Here is a 16,877-nt window from a genome sequence, read left to right on the forward strand (position 1 = left end):
GTTAATGGCTATAACTTTCGAAACAAAGTTGCTCACGGTCTGCTGGACGACTCTACCACAGAATCTTATGCCTCAATCTATGTATGGTGGTTCTGCTTAAAATGGGTAATCATTTACACAGATCCAAAATTCACTAAACAAAATTAATTCGCTCCCAAGCCCACACTCCATAAAATGGCAACCAATTACAATGGGTGCTCGTTGGTCTGTATCATAACAAGACTGAATCAGGGAGAGAGCTTCCTGTCACTCTCTCCCTGTCCAGCTTACTTCACCATTTCGTAGACAACGAAGCGTGCCAGAAAGTCAGTGTGTGCGTCCTTGTACCGTACTTCACAAAGTGAATCACGTACTATCCATAGTCCTACTAACACAGTGATACAAATCACCACTAATCCCTCTAGGGCGGTTTTACTTTTTGGCATTTTTCATTGCCTCCTACAGTGAAGAGGCTATAATCAGAACTGTTCAGATTCATGACTTGGCCTCGTTGGTTAATAACATTAACTTTCGGGGCTTTTGTCTATCTGCCACTTGCAAATATACTCAAGTGAAATGCTCATGGCAGAAAACCAAGAGCACCCAACGCTATTCTAAAGCCTTTCTGCTTATCCCTCTATCTTTTTGTTCCTCCTTGTAAATATTGCTCTTGAAGTGTGTCAATAAAGTATCTTTGCGCTCAACGTTCGTTGCTATGTGTGAAATGAAACATACTTTGTTAATACAGTTTGACTATGGGCGTTACCGCAAGCGGTCGGGCTTTTCGTCGCTGCACTCCTCGTGCCGATAACTTAACTCAAGACGAGCTGGCTAATACCAGGTTCATGCTTCACTTGGTATTAGCCGTCTCTTTTCGTTTAAGTTCCTGTCACCCAATCCCATAACGCAACTACGCTATGCGTCTGAAGCGACGTGCTCCGCAAAAGCATTCGCATTACTGCGCAATGCTCACAAAGAATTTCACCATTGCCTGATAAGAGCTTGTAATCGTGGCTAACGTCCTCGCAAGTCATTGAGTTTCCTAAGTGATTTTTGCCCTACGTTCTCGCAACTTCCTGTAACTATCCTCAAATCAGAACCTAATCTTCAAGGGTATATAAACGCTCCGCGCCCTTGCAGATTAGAACCATGTTTGAGGAGTAGACAGTCAGGCGACAACGAAGATGAAAAATTCACTAACTTAGGAAACTCTGCCATGACTTACTCAAACGCAATCCACTCAACAATCTCTAATCAGCCAAAGGCGACCAGCGTATCCCCGCTGGAGCAGTCAGGCTCATCCAAAAATGAAATGGGTAAAGCTCGCAAAGCGAGCAAAAAGCGTAAAGTGGTTAAGGTTGCTAAAGACATTCACCAAATCGTAACCGACCGCGTGATTGCTGCCCTAGAAAGTGGTGTGAAACCGTGGGCGTGTCCTTGGGATAGAACAAATGAATGCTCAATGCTACCAATGAACTTTAAGACGAAATCGACTTACTCAGGTATCAACATTCTTTTGCTTTGGTCTGAAACGGTTGAGAAAGGTTTTTCTAGCCCTTACTGGCTGACTTACAAGCAAGCTGCTGAGCTAGGCGGTAACGTGATCAAAGGTCAGAAAGGAACGGCGATTGTGTACTACAAGATGTGGGAGAAAGAGAACGAAGACGGCGAGAAAGAAACGATCCCAATGCTTAAAACCTTTGTTGTGTTCAACCTCGATCAAATCGAGAACATCGAAAAGCCAGCCGTAAGCGTTAACGAAACTCGTATCAAGTATGATTTTGAAGTGTTGGAGCATGTAGAGGATGCGATCGCTAAAACGAATATCACTATTAAACATTGCGGCGTTCGCGCTTTTTACTCACCAAGTCACGATCAAATCACTATGCCAGAAAAAGACCGTTTTCAATCATCAAGTGATTACTACGCGACAGCATGGCATGAGCTAGTACACGCAACAGGTCATAGCAGCCGTTTAGACCGAGATCTAAAAAATAGCTTTGGTTCTAAAGATTACGCATTTGAAGAACTGGTAGCGGAATTAGGCGCAGCGTTCTGCTGTGCTGACCTTGGGATCACTGGCGAGGTTCAACACGAAAGCTACATTGCAGGATGGTTAAGCAAGTTAAACAGTGACAAAAAATTCATCTTCAAGGCTGCCAGCCTCGCAAGCAAAGCGCATCAATATCTCATCGGTTAATGCAATTCCAGCCTTCGGGCTGGTTTTTTTGCGAGCGAGCCTAACGGCTCGCCCACAAACTCGCACTTACCCACAATCGGCAGGAGATCGAGAGTAGGGGTCTCCTGTCTTCCGAATGTGGATAAGTGCGAGGGCGTTCGCTGCGTCTTTCTTTGTCGTCCGACTATTACCCATGATGCGCGCGTTCCTAGTTGAGAAAAGAAGGTCTAGCAGGGTGAGGGGTATTGGTTATTGTTGATAGGGTGCAGATTTTTTCAAGTAGTGAGTGTTTGGAGAGTCAGCGTCTTACTTGCTACGCAAGCGCGTTCTGGTATTCGTCGCATAGCGACTCATTTTAATTAAAGAAAAAGAACAAAAGGTAACTAAAGTCTTTCAAAGAGAACAGTAATTCAGTATAATAAGAGAGTACAGAGAAGATGAGTCATATTGACCAATCAGTACGGAGATTTACAATGCGATTCGATGAACGAATTATAGAAGTGGTTGATTCAGCAGATTTTTACTTTGATCCCGAAACAAAAATGATTACGAGAGAATATAATATTAATTATATTCCCCTAGCCGTGAAGGGCGAGTATTCATCAACGAGATACGTTCAACATGTTTTATTGTTTCTTGAAGCTGCGAATGATAGAAGGGCTTTTGAACACTGCAAATCGTTTGAAGATTTAAGAAACATCAATATTTAAGAGGATGCCGCACTAAAGTGCGGCATATTCACTATGAAGTTAGAATACTATTCAATTGAGAAACTGGATGATCCAGTTTTCAGCGATTTGTTTGAAAAGAGAAAGAAAGATTTAGAAGAATCGGCACTACGTCATGTAAGACATATCTTGATTTGTAATCATAAAGGGATTGATTTGTCTTTGCCTTGTTTTCTTCAACCTGACGATCCCGCGTTTGTAATGCCTGACAAAATCATAGTGGCAAAAACGATAGAGTTATTATTAGAGTTAAACCCTGATTGGACGAAAGATAATATTAGTAAAATGCTTGGTATTTCGACAACGGGTAGCAATAGGTTAATTAACTATTGGATAAAGAGCGATAATGGCAGAGATATAAACAAATCAAATTGGGTCGTTTTGGCAACAAAAGCTGGCTTGATGCAATTAGTTGTCGCTAAGTGATAATTTGTAGTAGCCCGTTGCGCTAAAGCATAACGGGCTGTAATGTTTTAGATTAAAAAGTCATCTAGGTTTTTGTCTACCAGAGCTGACGGGGTGCGTCCTTGTCCTGTCCAAGTTTTCTCATTGCCTTTTTCGTCAGTGTAACGGTATTTGGCAGGACGCGGGGCGCGTTTTGTTTTCGCTTTAGATGGTTGCTTTTCTAAAGCAGCTATGAGGTCATTTAGAACAATGCCATCTTTTTTGAGAGAGTCTGCGATCTCTTTTAGTTTTGCTTCTTTTTCTTCACGTTCTGCCATTAACTCAAGTTCTTCTGTTTGGCGTTCATCGGTCACTTTCGTTAATTTTGCTAAAGCGTCTTGAAGTTGTTCTAGGGTTAGCTCACGAGAAAACGCACGTAGAGAACGGATATTTAAAAGGATGCTTGCTAAATCTGACACAGTGTATTTTCCTTATTTTGGATGAATTACCGATATGGGGGAAGTAAATGAATTATCAATACTTTGATAATAATTCTTATCGACATGATCGCAATGTTTTAGCCTGAGTTTTTGGCTTTTTGTTGTGATGGTTAGAGCTTGATAGTAAAATTAACGTATTGAAATGATAGGAATAAAAATAATGAAAAAGTTTCTTTTGATCCCGTTGGTTATGCTGGCATTTAATGCCTCAGCAAAAGATATTCAAGACATGAGCAAAGGTGAGGTTAAAGCGTATCACGCTGAACTCTATGAAAAAGCCATGAACAACACCACGCTTGAAAATTGCCAAAAAATTAATCGTTTTTATAGCGCAGCATTAAAGCAGAAAAAATTGGTTTTAATGGATATTAAAGAAGGTAGTGATTGGGCGAAAGCAAGACAGTTATGTTCCCATGAAGTGGAGTATGATTTTTTTGCCGATAAATCATTAGACTATAAATAAAAAAAGCCCTGATTATCAGGGCTTTTTATAGGTGTTAATCTTGCTGATTCATTCTTTGGTTGTGTTCTTTAATGCGTTCAAGCATATCCCGGTTTGCTCCAGTTGAGTTATTGCGCCCATTGTTACCAGAACGAATGTTATTGCTGTTATCCCATCCATCACTGCTACGTTGAGCGTTGGCTTTGTCTTGATTCTTTTGTTGTTCTTGATTTCGTCTAGGGACTAAATTTTTAAAGTCTTTTGCTGTTAAGTTTTGAGATGCAAAACCACCAGAGAGCGAGCCAGCAAGATTTGGGATTTGTCTAATGACAAAAAATAAAATAGCGCACACGACCGCTATCTGCATACCCACAGAAATTGGGTTAAGGGCTGCATTATCAGTCATGTTATTTGCTTTTAAAAATGATTCAATGATTTCTATCGCCATAAAAATGACCGATACCCCGAAAAATTGAACTAAGATATTTTCGAGCACCTTAGCAAGCCAACTTTCAAAGAATTTCTTTGTCACAGGGAAACAAAAGGCGACAAAAAATAGTGGTCCAATAATCAGCAGCAGGGCGAGCATGAACTTAGTGCCGATAATGATAAGAGCTGAAATAAGTGTTAAGGCTAATATTCCTCCACCAATCACAATCAACAATAAAATCCATTGCCATGAAGAAGGTGTATAGCCCACCTTATTCCAACAAAAGATAATCTGTTCAATACCCATTTTAAGAAGCGCATCGAGAGCCGCGAGAGGGTCTTTGTTACCTCCCGAATTAGGCAAAATGCTGTTTGCCATGCCTGTAGATAAAGCCTCAACCCCTTCAACAATGTATTTTGTGTAGGTAGGCGCACTCCATGCCAACCCGAAAATGCAGAAGATAACCACGCAGTGATGCACAAAGTCTTCCATCGGAGCTTCAATCTTACCCTCCATAATCAAGTAACCGCGCACCATGATAAATAGGGTGACGGCAATCAGCATGATCCCCTCAAACGAGTTGATGATATTTTTCACCCCGTTGATGAGAAAACTTTGTGTGGCATTGTCGATCGACATACCGATAAATTGAAAAATGGCAATTTCATCCATGATTAAAACTCCACAGGTGTTAGACGGTTACTAAAGTGACGTGAATTAATCATTTTCTTTTGATATTCAGTTTCTTGTTGTCGCAATATGTCAGCCTCAGCTTGCGCAGTGGCTTGGTACATGGCGAGTTTGGTTTGTTCGTTGATGAGCATGGCTTGTTCTGCTTGTATTCGAGCGTTTAGCTCTGCAATTGATTTAGGGTCATTGGTGCGATTGATTTCACGCATTAGGCTTTCGATTTGCGCGGTGCGTTGATTGGATTTCTCGTAAGCGTCAATGGCAAAGGCTTGGTCTTGAGCTGGCTTAACGGCAGTGGCATTACAGATTTGTTTTTCTGTTTCAGTTGCGTAGCCGCTGGCACAGGCATCATAGATTTTGCTGGCATCTCTTAGGGCTTTTGCTGAGCCTGATAAGCCGTTATAGCCGCCCGTTCTAATATCGGAGTAGATACGTTCCCAGTTATTGGGTAGGTATTCTCGAAACGCGGGGTCATTGAGAATGTCACCGAGATTTCGAGATCCAGTTGTTGATAGGTAGTCCTGTTCAGCTTGTCTTAATTGGTCACGCATGTTGGAAAGCTGGTCAAGAATGGTGGCGTACTCTTTTAATGCTTGTGCGTAGTTCACAAATTGGTTTTGTGTTGCTGTTGCGTCAACAATAACGCTAACGGGGATACCTGCTTGAAGTGGTGAGACACAAGCTACGGTGAGCGCAGCGACTAATAATCTTTTTTTCATGTAAGTAAATTCCTACTAGGCAAAGTGAAGAAAGAGCAGTGCGCCAGTGATACCGATAAACGCGCCTGTAAAGGCTGAAATTAACGCGCAGGTCAAAAGGGTATTTAACCCCGCCTTTGGAGGATTAAGTACCGCCATTTGCCTGTGAGCGTCGATTAGAGCGTTTTTTAGTTCGTTTTGAGCAATGTCGGCAAGTTCGCCTTTCTTGGCGTTAAAATGGGCGTTAGCCGCGTGTATGTATTGGTTGAGTGCTTCACGCCCTTGAGTAAGGTGTGTATCAATCATGTCTTGAGTGATACCAATGCGCATGGTGGTTTCATCGCGCAATTCTTTGAGTTCTTGATTGAGAAGTAAGACTTCTCCAAGCATTTCTCTGAGATAGACTTCTCTTAAATCTCTGGTGTTATGTTCTGACATACATCATCTCTCGATATGGTGGTGTCAAAGTGGTTGTGCATATATCCACGGATGAAAAAAGGGAGCCTTAAACAAGCTCCCTTTCATCGGTGGGTATGTGTGCAACGTGGTTACGATTGTTCGCTGTCCCAAAAGACAAACGCTTTTAGTGGTGCGGTTGCCCCAAGTGGCATGGTGTCGATTTCAATCTCAACGTTTGGCATGGTTGAGTTAGGTTTGTTTTGCCAAAGGGTTGCGCGTCCAATGGTCGCGTAACGGTTTTTCATTTTTGGCTGGTTGTCTTCACCGAGTTGGTTGCTTGGGTAGCGTTCTGCAATGATGCACACACGTCCTTTGTCGATAGGTCTGTTACTCATGGTCTGGTTTCCTTATGAGAGTGATTATTTGAATAGGTGTTTAAATGTGTTGTCGAGCATTCGCTCAACACCAATCGCAAGACGTTTAAGCCCCAGCTTAGTGATAAGCTCTGAGCGATGTTGTTTGTCTTCTGTTGTTTGGATTAAGGCTTTGTAGTCAGTTTCATCACTGGCGAGTTCTTCAATCGAAATAAAATCTGAGATTTCATTTAGCCTGTTAAATAACTCGTTTTCGTGGATGCAGATATTTTCTGAAACGGTGGCGAGATTTTTGCAATCGAAAACGGTTTTAAAATCATGTTTGATATTAATATCTTCATCAATCATATTGAAAATAACGCGAATGCGTTCTTTTTCAATGCCGATTTCTTCTAATGCTTCGATAGTGGCTACCGTATCGATAATCTGCTTGTTTTTAAATATTGTCGGCACGACAAAATAATCAAAATCTTCTTGGCTCCCGATGGATTTTTTCATCTGTACAAGAAAATCTTCAACGTTCGAGGCGCCCACATCAACGATGATATTCTCTTTTTCAAGAACACGTTTAATGATTTCAGTGAAACGTTTACCTTTAATCTTTTCGTCGTTCGTACCATCACTATTAATGGATTCAACGGAAATGATTTCGCTGCTTTCTAATCGTGGTTTAAGTAGATGCTGAGAAACGACAGATTTACCAACATTGCCAGAAAAGTTAATAACACAGATTTTCATTATATTTCTATCCTCTTATTCTTTGAGTGATTCTTAATTTTAAATTGGTGACTAATTGTCGTTTGTCAGAAGTGCTTTTACCTTCTAAATCTTTCACGTTGCCACCTAATACTGCATAACGGTTTTCTAATCCGCTTGCTGCGTAATATTCGTCTAACATTTTTTGAAGTTCTTCTTCGCCGTGTAATGTTTCTGGTTGAACTTCTTTTGATGATGGGTTGTTATCAGTTGAGATAACCGATGATGATATTGGCTTTGTTTCTATTTCTAGTTTATTAGTTGGTTTTCCACCTTGTTCTTTTCTTATTCTGTACAAATTAACTTTCAAAGTGTTTTTTGTTACTGGAATATCGTTTTGATTTAAAAAACTGACCACATGATCTATAGAAAGACCATCATCAATAACGGTTTCTATTGTTTCATATAGGAGTTGTATTTTTTTTGATTTGGATTTTCGTGAGTGAATCTCACTGTAGGCTAATAGAGCTTCTTTGAGCTGATTTAAGCCTTGTAGGTGACTTGTCATAGCTGTTTATTTAGCTCGATAGTTTTTTGTACTACAGGTGTACCTCTGCTGTACTTCTGTTGTACCCGAAACGTACCTTTTTTGTACCTAGTTGTACTCTGGTGTACCTTTCTTGTACTTCTTCTGTACTCACCTTGTACCCAAGTTGTACTCTTTGTGTACCCTGATTTCAAACACAGGCACGATGGGCATGTATGACAATTTCTACTCCGTATCAATTTATACATGCCAGTGCCAAAGGGTAGCCCCTTTGAAACCCGCCACGCCCTGCGCCGAACTCGCCCAAAAATGTGATCATTTTCGCCCCACCCTAAAGGGGACGCGCTGCGTCTTCTCTGCCTATCTGTCCCAGCCTTTTGCTGGTTGTTTTTGTTGTGTTGTTTGTTGCTGTTGCTCTTGGGATGGATTATTTTCCTTATGTTTCGATTCCGCTTTGGCAATAATATTTTCGCCTTTTTCAAATTCGAGTTTGCGCTGTGCAAATTGCTCATTCATTGCTTTATCGGTAAAGGTAATATCAAGTTTATTCTTAACGGCAACGTCAATTAATTGTGTCTTGTACTCTTGTGTACCTCGCACATCTAAATGTTTACCGTATTTCTCGATAGATAATCGCAAGCCTATTTCAACGGCTTTGTCACTATTGTTTTCTATCTTCACATCTTTACCACGGTCGGTAACTAATTTATCTTTCCCTAAGTAATACGTTACATGACCTTGCTTGTTTGTTTCGTGAGTGATGTTGTCACCCATATCTTTTGCTGGTAATGGTTTGTATTCTTTTGCGCTTTTATCTTTAGGTTCAATAACTGAGTCTTGATGTTGACCTTTAGATGTTGCTTTGGTTTTTTCTGGTGCAGATTTATTGTTCTTTTCCACTTCCATTTCTGTAATGGTTTTTCGTTGCGTCTGCATGAACTTATTTTTATAGTCAAGGATACGTTGTTTATCTTTTTCTTGAGCTGTGTGTATCTGTTTTAAAGATTCGTTAATTTCTTTGGGTTTTAATTGGTGTGTTTCTTTTAATAATTGACTGGCTGTTAATTGTTTGCCATTGAATTCTATTCTATCGACTTTCTCTGTTTTAGTAATTGAGTTTGCGTTAATGCCGAGTTCTTTTAGTTTTGGATAATGGATTAATATTCTGCTGGCTTCGGTATGTTTATCGTAAAATGCCGTTGTGCCTTGCTCTGGTTCTTTTTGTTTCGGTGATGATGTGGTTTCGGCTTTAATTGGATTAACTTGTTCTTTTCTCCAAGCTTCGTAACTGTTGTCATTATTTAATGCCTGAGCTGTTTGCTCTGATTGATAACCTTCATTAAACACTTTTTCCAATGGCGTATTCGTTTGTTTAAATGGATTTTCAGTAATACCGAGCTTATGCGCGGTTGCGCCCAATCCTTCTGCTGAGGTGAGTAAGTCACTCATCTGGTTTGTTTTACGTCCATCGGTTGACGCGCTTTGTATCTCTTTGGTCAAGGCATTGGCTGCTTTATGGAAATCTTGAATAGCTTTTGTTTTAAGTTCTTGGTCGGTAGCTTTAGTCACTTGCCACTCATTGCGCAGTGCCTCGATGTTTTCACGCTTAATTGAGCCGTCAGGCTGTTGTTGTTTCGTCGTGACTACCACATCTTTCTGCCCTGCTTGAGTGAGCTTGATTTTGTCACCTACTTGAATAGCATTTTCCTTCATCGCACGGGCAAGGTCTTTGCCCCATAATTCACGGGTCATACCGTTATTGTCTAGTGTGACAACGTAGCTTTTTTCATTCTTTTTGTTGTGTTGGTAGTGCGCTTCACCGTGACTTACTACCGTTCCTAGTTCTTCTCTCATAAGGCTTGTTTCCTTGGTTAAATGGCTATGCTGTTTTAATGCGTCACGCGCCTGTCGGCTGGCTTGCTTAAACTGCATATCAAAAATGACCTTGTTCATCTGAGCGATAGAAAGGGCGATTTTCTGCTCCTCTTTGCTCAGTGTTGGGTCGGCTTTAATGGCTTGTTTTTCGATGCGATACTCAGCAAGGTATTGCGCTCTGGTATCGCGCTCGATGCTCAGCTGACTACGCCATGCGGCACGGATGAGGTTTGGCTCTGGCTTATCAGTAATGGCTCTACGTGGGTCAATACCTTGTTGGTGCAAGTATTCATCTTCAAGGTACTTTTTGGCTTCATGCCAAGATAAGTGCATCTCTTTGGTTAAGAAGTCGCTGGCGTTGAGATTGCGATTTCCGCAAGTGATACGAGGTGTTCCGTCCTTTGCCGTTGTCACTGCATACTTGTTGGCATTTAAGCCGTGTGTGCGCTCTAGCGAGGTAAGTAAAGCCTTTGCTTCTATCACCTTCTGTATCTGTTTTATCTCAGGCAATATCCGCTGCTGATGGTCATACAGGATTTGGTCTAGTGCGTTGCTTGCTGCGCGTTGGGTGAGAGTAGGGCTTTGATTTCTTGCGTGTCGTTTGAGATAGGTAATAGCAGCTCTTGCAGCTCGTCGATTAACGAAATTTCTGCCTCCTGATTCAATACCCCCACGACTTCGTTGAGCATCACGCAAATGTCGCTCTGCTGAGTGCAAAGCATCTCGACTTTTTTCGATAGTTCGTCCAATTGACTCAATACTTGGTCTTGGAAGCTCTGGTTGTCTAAATTGCTCATCGGTTGCATTCCTTTTTTGGGATAAAAATTCTTGTTGTTGCTCTGGTGTCATTGCTTTGTATTTATGGCGATTGCCAAAATGGAGGTATCGCAGTTCATAACATCGCGTTTCATTCCAGTGCGCTAAGTCCTGATGGTGTTTGGGGCTGGCTTGGTATTCACTTAAACCTTCTTGCCAGTAGGTTGATTCATCATGGTTTAAGTTTTGATGTTTTTGCGCTTGTGTCATTGAGACAAACGGAGTGAGAAAGACTGGCTCTTTGAGGTTGATGCCCTTTTTCTCGCCTTTGGCTCGAATGTTCAAATATTCATTGGGTTGCCTTTCAAGGCGCGTGGTGACGCGATAGCCTGACTCTTTGAGTTTGTCTGCAAATTCTGCCATGCTTTTTATGTCGTGATTAAGTAAGACCTCTAAGGCTCGTTCTTTGTGCTCACGATTGAGCGTTGGAAATAAGTCCCCCTTGTGGCGACTGACTAATGATGCCCCATCAACAAGCTCTGTTCGTACATGTTGCTTTGGGCTGGCGAGTCCGTATTTTTCATTTATGACCTCTTGAAAAGAGTCAATATGATTCTTATGAAGATCTGTTTTCCCAAATGGCTCTATACGCTTTCCCGTCACCAAATTGGTTTGTGGGATCACTACGTGGATATGCGGTTTTCGCTCTATCTCCTGACCCGTTGAACGGTCGGTGTAGGTTTTGACTTTAGGTAAGTGCGCTTCGGCATAAAAAGTGTATTCATCTTCGTGATACGCTTTCATGGCAAACGCTTTAAATTCATAGGTGATCGCTTTAAGTGTTTCTCGGTCAAGGTGATCTTCTTTAAACGATAACGTGATATGCAAATAACGTTGTGCCTTGGTTTCCATTTGCTGGATCACATCATTGGCTAGGTCTAAATCACCGTCTAAAATTACTCGTTCATCCAGCTCATCACGCGAGAGTTCCCGTCCATTTTTTACCCCTTGTTCGAGGTATTCTTGTATCCCATCATTGCCGCCTTTTACTCTAATCAACATGCTCTAACCCTTTCTTTAAATCGTTTCTGATGTGAGTAAGTGATAGTGAGATGGTTTCAAACAATTGTCTTGTCACCATGCCTTGTAAGTTGTAACTGTTGAGCTGGTGTGCTATTTGGTTGAGGTTGTTTGATGCTTTGTTGTAAAGCATTCGCAAATGCTTTTTATCAAGACTGGCTTTAGGTTCACGAGCTACGATGTAGTATTGATCGTTCAATACGCGCTCACGCAGTAATTCAGATTCAGTGGTGTTTGCTTCTTTTACCTTTGTTTGAAACGCTTCTTTTTCGTTTGCAGTGACTCGAAAGATGATGCGGCAGTTTTTTTTCTCTTGACTCATCGGCATTAAAAAAGCCGCATTGCTGTGGCTTATCCTGTAGTTAGCGTTGGTAGTAATACTTATTGCCGTACTTTTGCCCATCCATAAATGTTTCGGTGAAATACCATGTGCTGACACAACCTTTTGGTTCCCAAATCAACTGGTGGTCTTGACCGCCTGAATCCACGTAGCGAACGCATTTTTGACCATCAATGAATGAACCGTCTTGCATTCTGGCGGCTGGCGTTTCGCGTGAGGTCATGGTTGCACCTTGAATGGGAGCATCTTTGACGATGCACTGACCAAAATCAGGCAAGGGTGGTTTGAACTTTTTGAGGCGGTCTTTAAATGCGCTTTTTGCATCACCACAACCGCTAGGGAAGCCTTGAGGCAAGCAAAGCCAAATTGCGCAATCTTTTTCATTAACGGCATAACTAGGCGCAGCCAAGCCTAAGCTGCTTATTAGAAAGCCGCTTATCAGAAGTGTTTTTTTCATTTAATTTACTCTGTAATTAAGTGCATCGGAGGTGAATGAGCAAAACATTCAGTTGAGTAGGCAATAACTCTCCTACAGAATTAATTTGATGGTCACTGAGTGCGTGTCAGGACTGTTTAAAATCGGTTTTAACGCTGATGGTGTAATGCCGTTTTCACTGAGTATTTTAATTACGTCGTAGACGGCTAGAGCGTTAGCACTTGATACCTCGATAGATTTAAACGGAGTGTGATTAGTGAGATACAAAAGTTCGTTTAGCTGCGAGGCTGACAGGCTGGTTTTGTCATTTTTGATCTCAAAAGAAAATGCCCGTAATTCGACGGGCATAGATGGATTTTTAGCAGGGGCATAATAGGGCTTAAACAAGAAGCTCAGATTCACCATGATGCTATGGCTACCATAAGAGCCGTATACATCATTATCTATTTGTCCGATGTATTGATAGCCCATTGATGCTCGAACATGCGGTGTAAAGTAATACCCTAAACCTGCTTCGAAAATCGGTGAAAACCCATCAAAAGATTCATTTACGCCTTTGTCGCTTCTGTCAGATTGCCAGTAAGCAACGCCGAGCTTTCCGTAAGTGTAGAACGCTTCATTAATTAGATATTGGTAAGTTAATTTACTATCAATGAATTGGTTTTCTACACTGATTTGATTGGCTGAGAGTTTGCCGTGGTGCTGGTAGCCAAGCTCAATGCCGAGTGCGTCAGTCAATAACAATTCTCCTGATACCCCCCAAATACCGCCAGTAGGTGAGCTATTACCGAGGGGGATATCCGTACTAAATTGGTAGCCGCCTTTTAAGGTTAACGCAGGGTTAACGTCAGCCAATGCTGCGGTCGAAAGGAGCAGCGCGCTGGCAGCAATAAATGTTTTCATTTTTTGTTCTCTTTATCGGAAGATTCTTACTGGTCTACACACTCGGTAAACACATCAATTTCTGCGCGGCGGTTTTTAGCACGACCTTCATCCGTCCAGTTGCGTCCCGCGTAGTCACCAGATGGTAAATAACTAGTAAAAATCATGGTTGGTTCAAAGCCATATTTTACAAGTTCGTTGCGGATATTGTTTGCGCGAGCGTGAGCAACACGCTTTTCGATTTCCGTAGGTTCGTATCCATCGGTACGTCCGTTGATTTCAATACGACACGCACTTTCAGCAGCAACTAAAATCGGTTCTATTTCTTTTAAGGTGGTTGTCGTGTCATTAAATGCGTAATGAATGACAAAACGGTCATATTGCTCTTGGCGAGGAACAGGCGGCGGTGGAGTGACGGACATAATCGCATCGAGCTTTGAGTTGGTGATATTTAGTTGAGCATTCACCAAAGAGAGCATCGCAACTTCTTGCGATAGTTCCGATGGGCGTTCAACAGGCTCAGGGTTTACCATGATGTTTTCGCCGTGGATTGGCTTTGGTGTTGGTGCTGATGAACACGCCGAAAGTAAAAGGGCGCAACTTCCCGTAAGAATATGTTTATACATAATATTTCCTTAATATAAGTAAGTGATTTAGAATCGTTTCTTTTTTAAACAAAAGAGACGACGAGTTGAAATTGAATGAATGTCCTGAGTGCGGAGAGCTTTATTTGGACAAATCAAAAGAGTGTTGTCATTGCGGCGCAGAATTTGGCTCACGAAACCACAAAACAAAAGTCGCGGTATTGATTGCGATTTTGCTTGTGATTGGCGTATTTCTGTCGACGCAATCTGTGGGGTAATATCGATGCAAAGGGCAAAGTATCAGTACAGTAAATCTGCTATCTGAATAGGTAGATTGTTGGTGGTATTGTGCTTTGCTGCTTTACTTTTTAAATAGTTTTCTGTCTTTAAAATATTGTGATAATGTGCATTGGTTTCTACTAGATAGTTCCCTTTTTTTAGTAGTAGCATCAGTCATTTAAAGTGGGTTCGATAGAACCCCTTTTTTTTGGGGATACGAAAATGAACAAGACAGAATTAGCGGCATACGTTGCTGAAAAATCAGATTTATCAAAAGCGGATTCAACTCGTGCGGTTGACGCTATCCTAGAAGCTGTTACTGAATCGTTGAAAACAGGCGATGAAGTAGCATTAGTCGGCTTTGGCACATTTAAAATTTCTGAACGTGCCGCACGTACTGGTCGCAACCCAAAAACAGGTGAACCACTTCAAATTGCAGCCTCTAAAGTGCCAGCATTTAAAGCGGGTAAAGCATTAAAAGATGCGGTGAATGCGTAATTAATGCGTTTCACACAACTTTCAAGCTCTGATTTTCAGGGCTTTTTTTTCGGGTTATTTTGACTCGCCCAGTTTTTTAATCTTCTTGATTTCGCTACCCACATTTCCTTTGTCATATTTATAGCGGGTTTCGCATACACTGCACTTGAATGCTTTGCCTTTCTTGCCTTCGTATTCAAGTGCAAATCCAGCACACTCTTTTTTCGGACATTTTGGTAAGGTGGACTCAGGTAGTTTGAAAATCATCTTGCCCGATTTAAAATCATCAACATGGCTAGTGATGGTTTTTTCCATGACGGACATAAACTTGTCAAGGCTACATTCACCGCTTTCGACAACATCAAGCTGTTGTTCCCAAATAGCAGTCATAGCAGGGTCACGCAGTTTGTTAGGTAGCCCTAAAATCAGCATTTGACCAAGCGGCGTACTGACGATGTTTTTACCTTTAGTCTCTAAATAGCCCCGTTCTTTCAGCGTTTCAATCATTCCCGCCCGGGTCGCTTCTGTGCCAAGACCCGCTGTTTTTTTTAACTTGGCTTTCAGTGTTGGGTCGGCCACTTCTTTGGCAATGTTACACATCGCTGTTAAGAGCGTTCCTTCGGTGTATGGCTTGGGTGGTGTGGTTTTTTTCTCAAGTAGCTCTGATTTTACAAGGTCGACCGTTTGACCTTGACTAAGTGCAGGTAAGGATTGTTCATCGTTATCTGACTCTTTGTTTTTACCAAGCACAATGCGCCAGCCCTTGATGACTTCAACTGTTCCCGTCGTTTTAAAATCGTGCGCACCGGCTTTTAATTCGATCACCGTTTTGTCATCTTCGGCAACAGGGAAAAACTGAGCTAAATAGCGACTCGCAATCGCATGGAAAACATTCAACTCAGGATCATCAAGTGCATCTAAATCAGGCGCACGAGTTGTTGGGATGATTGCTGTATGGGCTTTACCTTCAAGCTTTTTGTCGTTCCAACACGGACTGACCAGTGAAGTATCGGCATCGGTAGCCCATTGCGCTAACTCTTTGTTATTCACCCCTTCGAGGTTTGCCAAAATGAGATCAATCTCGCTGCGCTTGATCGTTGACAGATACGGTTGGTCGGTACGAGGATAAGAAACAATTTTGTGTTTCTCATAGAGAGACTGAACAATATCAAGGGTTTGTTTTGCGCCATATCCGTATTGACTAGACATAGCCTCTTGCAGCGTCTTCAAAGAGAACGGCAGCGGTGGTTGTGATTTGGTTCGTTTCGTCTCAAAGCTGGAGACAACGGCTTCTGAGCCTACAGAATCAATGATGGATTGCGCCGTGGCTTTTTCAAGGCAACGTTTGTCTTCACTGACGCTTTCAGGGATTTGCCATTTGGCTTTAAAGGCGATGCCGTCTTGCTCAAAGTGCGCATCCACATCGAAGAACGGCACAGACTTAAAATTGGCAATCTCCAAGTCTCGTTTAACCACCAACTGACACGTTGGGGTTTGTACGCGACCAAAGGAAAATACGCTAGGGTGTCCTTGACGCTTACCCAAAATGGTACAAATGCGCGAAATATTCATACCAATAAGCCAGTCAGCGCGGCTGCGGCATTTGGCGGCATCCGATTTCGCCATGTGTTTGCTGTTGGGTTCAATGGCATCGAGCGCAAGCTCTATTGCTTTGGGGTTTAAATCGTTTATCAGTACGCGCTGAGCGTTGCCCCACTTTTCTTGAGAGATATTGGCAAACTCAAGCACTTCATTAACGAGGTACGCCCCTTCACGGTCAGGGTCGCCAGCATTAACGATAACGTCAGACTTACCAATCCAATCAAGGACAATTTCAAGTTGGTCTAGGGTGTCTTCCTTAGCGATGTATTTCCACTCTTTGGGGATAATTGGCAGAGTATCGAGACTCCATGCTTTTAATTTTTCGTCGTAGTCTTCGGGTTCTGCTTGTTCGAGCAAGTGACCAATACACCAAGTGACAATGTCACCATTACTACACTCGATGTAGCCTTTGTGTGATTTTTTCGTACCGATAGTTTCCGTTATGGCACGACCTAATGATGGCTTTTCAGCGATGAATAAGCGCATATATAATGCTCCTTTATATGAAAAAGTAGTAATT

General features: G+C 42.0%; 20 protein-coding genes. 6 read left to right on the forward strand and 14 right to left on the reverse strand.

The window, feature by feature from the left end:
* On the forward strand, nucleotides 1-147 hold a 147-nt coding region (locus RH85_RS23785), incomplete at its 5' end, for a DUF4209 domain-containing protein (protein ID WP_006714517.1).
* Nucleotides 148-266: 119 nt separating this feature from the next.
* Here RH85_RS23785 and RH85_RS19815 read toward each other — a convergent pair.
* Complete coding sequence (locus tag RH85_RS19815) at nucleotides 267-425, reverse strand: Hok/Gef family protein (RefSeq protein ID WP_006714518.1); 159 nt, start codon at nucleotides 423-425, stop codon at nucleotides 267-269.
* Nucleotides 426-1,195: 770 nt separating this feature from the next.
* On the opposite strand from RH85_RS19815, the gene RH85_RS19820 reads away from it, so the two are divergent.
* The 3 genes from RH85_RS19820 to RH85_RS19830 all read left to right on the forward strand — a co-directional run bounded on the left by RH85_RS19820 (nucleotide 1,196) and on the right by RH85_RS19830 (nucleotide 3,312).
* On the forward strand, nucleotides 1,196-2,179 hold the full coding sequence (locus RH85_RS19820; protein WP_006714519.1) for an ArdC family protein: 984 nt from the start codon (nucleotides 1,196-1,198) through the stop codon (nucleotides 2,177-2,179).
* A gap of 452 nt (nucleotides 2,180-2,631) precedes the next feature.
* On the forward strand, nucleotides 2,632-2,868 hold the full coding sequence (locus RH85_RS19825; protein ID WP_006714520.1) for a hypothetical protein: 237 nt from the start codon (nucleotides 2,632-2,634) through the stop codon (nucleotides 2,866-2,868).
* Between the two features lie 33 nt (nucleotides 2,869-2,901).
* Nucleotides 2,902-3,312 (forward strand): hypothetical protein, encoded by a 411-nt coding sequence (locus tag RH85_RS19830; protein WP_006714521.1) that lies wholly within the window; start codon nucleotides 2,902-2,904, stop codon nucleotides 3,310-3,312.
* A 47-nt stretch (nucleotides 3,313-3,359) separates the two neighbouring features.
* Here RH85_RS19830 and RH85_RS19835 read toward each other — a convergent pair whose 3' ends face one another.
* On the reverse strand, nucleotides 3,360-3,749 hold the full coding sequence (locus RH85_RS19835) for an H-NS family histone-like protein (RefSeq protein WP_006714522.1): 390 nt from the start codon (nucleotides 3,747-3,749) through the stop codon (nucleotides 3,360-3,362).
* Between the two features lie 181 nt (nucleotides 3,750-3,930).
* Here RH85_RS19835 and RH85_RS19840 point away from each other — a divergent pair, with 181 nt between their 5' ends.
* Nucleotides 3,931-4,233 carry a hypothetical protein gene (locus tag RH85_RS19840; protein WP_006714523.1) on the forward strand — a complete coding sequence of 101 codons (303 nt, stop codon included), beginning with the start codon at nucleotides 3,931-3,933 and terminating at the stop codon, nucleotides 4,231-4,233.
* Nucleotides 4,234-4,267: 34 nt separating this feature from the next.
* Here RH85_RS19840 and RH85_RS19845 read toward each other — a convergent pair whose 3' ends face one another.
* The 11 genes from RH85_RS19845 to RH85_RS19895 all read right to left on the reverse strand — a co-directional run bounded on the left by RH85_RS19845 (nucleotide 4,268) and on the right by RH85_RS19895 (nucleotide 14,041).
* Entirely contained in the window at nucleotides 4,268-5,314 is a 1,047-nt protein-coding gene (locus RH85_RS19845) for a TrbL/VirB6 family protein (RefSeq protein ID WP_006714524.1), read from the reverse strand.
* 2 nt (nucleotides 5,315-5,316) lie between these two features.
* Entirely contained in the window at nucleotides 5,317-6,051 is a 735-nt protein-coding gene (gene virB5, locus RH85_RS19850; protein ID WP_006714525.1) for a P-type DNA transfer protein VirB5, read from the reverse strand.
* Between the two features lie 15 nt (nucleotides 6,052-6,066).
* Nucleotides 6,067-6,468: a hypothetical protein gene (locus RH85_RS19855; RefSeq protein WP_039949456.1), complete on the reverse strand. Its 402-nt coding sequence runs from the start codon at nucleotides 6,466-6,468 to the stop codon at nucleotides 6,067-6,069.
* Nucleotides 6,469-6,578: 110 nt separating this feature from the next.
* On the reverse strand, nucleotides 6,579-6,824 hold the full coding sequence (locus tag RH85_RS19860; RefSeq protein ID WP_006714527.1) for a hypothetical protein: 246 nt from the start codon (nucleotides 6,822-6,824) through the stop codon (nucleotides 6,579-6,581).
* A gap of 24 nt (nucleotides 6,825-6,848) precedes the next feature.
* Nucleotides 6,849-7,541: a StbB family protein gene (gene stbB / locus RH85_RS19865; protein ID WP_006714528.1), complete on the reverse strand. Its 693-nt coding sequence runs from the start codon at nucleotides 7,539-7,541 to the stop codon at nucleotides 6,849-6,851.
* A gap of 7 nt (nucleotides 7,542-7,548) precedes the next feature.
* A complete protein-coding gene (locus RH85_RS19870) occupies nucleotides 7,549-8,067 on the reverse strand; it encodes a hypothetical protein (protein WP_006714529.1) in 519 nt (172 codons plus the stop codon).
* Nucleotides 8,068-8,406: 339 nt separating this feature from the next.
* Nucleotides 8,407-11,739 carry an LPD7 domain-containing protein gene (locus RH85_RS19875; RefSeq protein WP_006714530.1) on the reverse strand — a complete coding sequence of 1,111 codons (3,333 nt, stop codon included), beginning with the start codon at nucleotides 11,737-11,739 and terminating at the stop codon, nucleotides 8,407-8,409.
* Entirely contained in the window at nucleotides 11,729-12,085 is a 357-nt protein-coding gene (locus tag RH85_RS19880; RefSeq protein ID WP_006714531.1) for a plasmid mobilization protein, read from the reverse strand. The genes RH85_RS19875 and RH85_RS19880 overlap by 11 nt, the downstream gene beginning before the upstream one ends.
* A 34-nt stretch (nucleotides 12,086-12,119) precedes the next feature.
* The gene (locus RH85_RS19885; RefSeq protein ID WP_006714532.1) at nucleotides 12,120-12,554 is read right to left on the reverse strand and encodes a hypothetical protein; all 435 of its coding nucleotides are present in this window, start codon (nucleotides 12,552-12,554) and stop codon (nucleotides 12,120-12,122) included.
* Between the two features lie 72 nt (nucleotides 12,555-12,626).
* Entirely contained in the window at nucleotides 12,627-13,436 is an 810-nt protein-coding gene (locus tag RH85_RS19890) for a porin family protein (RefSeq protein WP_006714533.1), read from the reverse strand.
* Nucleotides 13,437-13,462: 26 nt separating this feature from the next.
* Nucleotides 13,463-14,041, reverse strand: coding sequence for an OmpA family protein (locus tag RH85_RS19895; protein WP_006714534.1), 579 nt, complete (start codon nucleotides 14,039-14,041; stop codon nucleotides 13,463-13,465).
* Nucleotides 14,042-14,500: 459 nt separating this feature from the next.
* On the opposite strand from RH85_RS19895, the gene RH85_RS19900 reads away from it, so the two are divergent.
* A complete protein-coding gene (locus RH85_RS19900) occupies nucleotides 14,501-14,776 on the forward strand; it encodes an HU family DNA-binding protein (RefSeq protein WP_006714536.1) in 276 nt (91 codons plus the stop codon).
* A 54-nt stretch (nucleotides 14,777-14,830) separates the two neighbouring features.
* Here RH85_RS19900 and RH85_RS19905 read toward each other — a convergent pair whose 3' ends face one another.
* Nucleotides 14,831-16,843, reverse strand: a complete 2,013-nt coding sequence (locus tag RH85_RS19905; protein ID WP_006714537.1) for a DNA topoisomerase III — start codon at nucleotides 16,841-16,843, stop codon at nucleotides 14,831-14,833.
* Between the last annotated feature and the right edge of the window lie 34 nt (nucleotides 16,844-16,877).

Origin of the sequence: Vibrio ichthyoenteri ATCC 700023 (assembly GCF_000222605.1) — a bacterium.
GTDB classification, from domain to species: Bacteria; Pseudomonadota; Gammaproteobacteria; order Enterobacterales; family Vibrionaceae; genus Vibrio; species Vibrio ichthyoenteri.